The organism is Magnetococcales bacterium (assembly GCA_015228815.1).
Taxonomy (GTDB): Bacteria; Pseudomonadota; Magnetococcia; order Magnetococcales; family UBA8363; genus UBA8363.
Genome location: JADGCV010000096.1, coordinates 1 through 2,246, shown reverse-complemented (window position 1 = coordinate 2,246; position 2,246 = coordinate 1). Strand labels below are relative to the sequence as shown.

Annotated in this window: 1 protein-coding gene; it reads left to right on the top strand. The window is 58.1% G+C overall.

Annotation, left to right across the window (positions count from 1 at the left end; genetic code table 11):
• Positions 1 to 64: 64 nt before the first annotated feature.
• The coding region (pglX, locus tag HQL76_18170) for a BREX-2 system adenine-specific DNA-methyltransferase PglX (protein ID MBF0111094.1) at positions 65 to 2,246 on the top strand (2,182 nt) is incomplete at its 3' end.

The following is a 2,246-nucleotide window of genomic DNA, read 5'->3' as shown; positions in this document are numbered from 1 at the left end:
CCTACAGTGGATCGATGACCCGGTCATCGTTCCGATCCAGTATCTTCGAAAGAAAAGATGAAACATGGTTTTTGGCGAGGTGGCAAACGATCCGGCGATGGCGGCATTGTTCGATCGGCGGTTCAATCCGTTGTGGCGGCTGATGCCCAGTGGCGACGGGGCGGCGGTACTGCTTCGATTCTGGCAGGGGATCGACCCGGCCACAGGGGCGTTGAACCATGATTTTACCGATCCGGCGTGGAACACTCGTTTTCTTGGCGACCTGTACCAGGATCTTTCCGAGGAGGTACGTAAACAATACGCACTGTTGCAAACGCCTGAATTTATTGAGGCCTTCATTCTCGATCGGACCTTGACGCCAGCGATTCGGGAGTTTGGTTTCGCGACGGTGCGATTGATTGATCCCACCTGCGGCTCGGGGCACTTTCTGCTGGGGGCGTTTGCGCGGCTGTTTGCCCTGTGGCAGGAGAAGGAGCCGGAGACCAACGCCTGTGTTCTGGCCCAGAAGGCGCTGGACGGTGTGTGGGGGGTGGACCTCAATCCCCATGCGGTGGCCATCTCCCGGTTTCGCCTGCTGGTGGCGGCCCTCAAGGGGTGCGGCATGACCCGCATGGCCGATGCGCCGGAATTCGTCATCCATCTGGCAGTGGGGGATTCGTTGCTGCATGGGCCGCGCTTTCGGGTTGGTGGCATGTTGCAGATGACCTTGGATTCGGAAGATGATCCTCTGCGCCATGTCCACGAAACCGAGGACAAAGAGGCGCTGCGGGAGATCCTGGGCCAGCAACACCATGCGGTGGTGGGCAACCCACCGTACATCACCCCCAAGGATGCCGCGCTCAATCAGGCCTATCGTCAGCGTTACGATGTCTGCCACCGGCAATATTCCCTGGGCGTGCCGTTCACCGAGCGATTTTTCGACCTGGCGATCCAGGGCCGGGAAGGCCAGCCCGCCGGGTTCGTGGGACTGATCACCGCCAACTCATTCATGAAAAGAGAGTTCGGCAAGAAACTCATTGAATCATTCTTCCGCCGGGTGGACCTGGACACGGTCATCGACACCAGCGGGGCCTGCATTCCTGGCCACGGCACGCCGACGGTGATCCTGTTCGGGAGACACCGGGACCCGGACCTTTCCGTGGTACGCACGGTTCAGGGTATCCGGGGAGAGCCTGCCATCCCGGATGATCCTGCCCAGGGCCGTGTGTGGTCTTCCATCGTGGCGATGATCGATCAGCCGGGAGCGGCGAACGATTTTATCAGCGTGGTGGATACCCCCCGTTCGACTTTTGAAACGCACCCGTGGAGTCTGGGTGGCGGCGGGGCGGCGGAGCTTCAACAACAAATTGATCAATCCTGTTCCGGTACCTTGGGTACACAGGTGGATGCCATCGGCAGAACCACTGTCGTTGGTGATGATGATGCCTGGGTGCTTGATCTTGCATCAGCTGGCAGGCATGCAATTGAATCCTTGGTGCTTCCATTCATTATTGGCGAAAGCGTTAGGGACTGGAATATTCAAGACTACCCTTACACAATTTATCCTTATCAATCCCTGGGAGGAAATCCTATTGGAGCGGATGAACGTGTCGTCATAAGGTTCTTGTGGCCAAATCGGACGCTGCTATCGAAAAGGTCCGTGTTTGGCAAGACGCTGGAGGAAAAAGGACACCCTTGGTATGCCCACCTTGAGCATTATACCGATAAACTCCGCACCCCCCTTTCCATCGCCTTTGCCTTTGTGGCCACCCACAATCATTTCGTGTTGGACCGGGGCGGCAAGGTGTTCAATCGTTCAGCCCCGGTGATCAAGCTGAGGCCTGCGGCCACGGAAGCGGACCATCTGGCCCTGCTGGGGCTGCTCAACAGTTCCACCGCTTGTTTCTGGGGAAGGCAGACCTTTTTTCCCAAAGGCGGTTTTGGTTCGGGCAAGTGGGAGGAGCGGTTGGAGTGGGATGGCACCAAGCTCAAACAATTCCCCATTCCCTCTGAAACACCACGGACCCTTGCTACCCAACTGGACCAACTCGTCCACGAACGAAAAAACCACCTGCCGGCACAACTGGCCGGGCAATTTCCCATAACCCGGGAAGCGTTGAACGATCACCGCGCCCAGGCGGAAACCCTGCTGGGCCGCATGATTGCCCTGCAAGAGGAATTGGACTGGCAGTGCTATCGCCTTTACGGCATTCTCGACGACGACCTGACCCATCCGGGCGAACCGCCGCTTCACCAGACACAAGCCT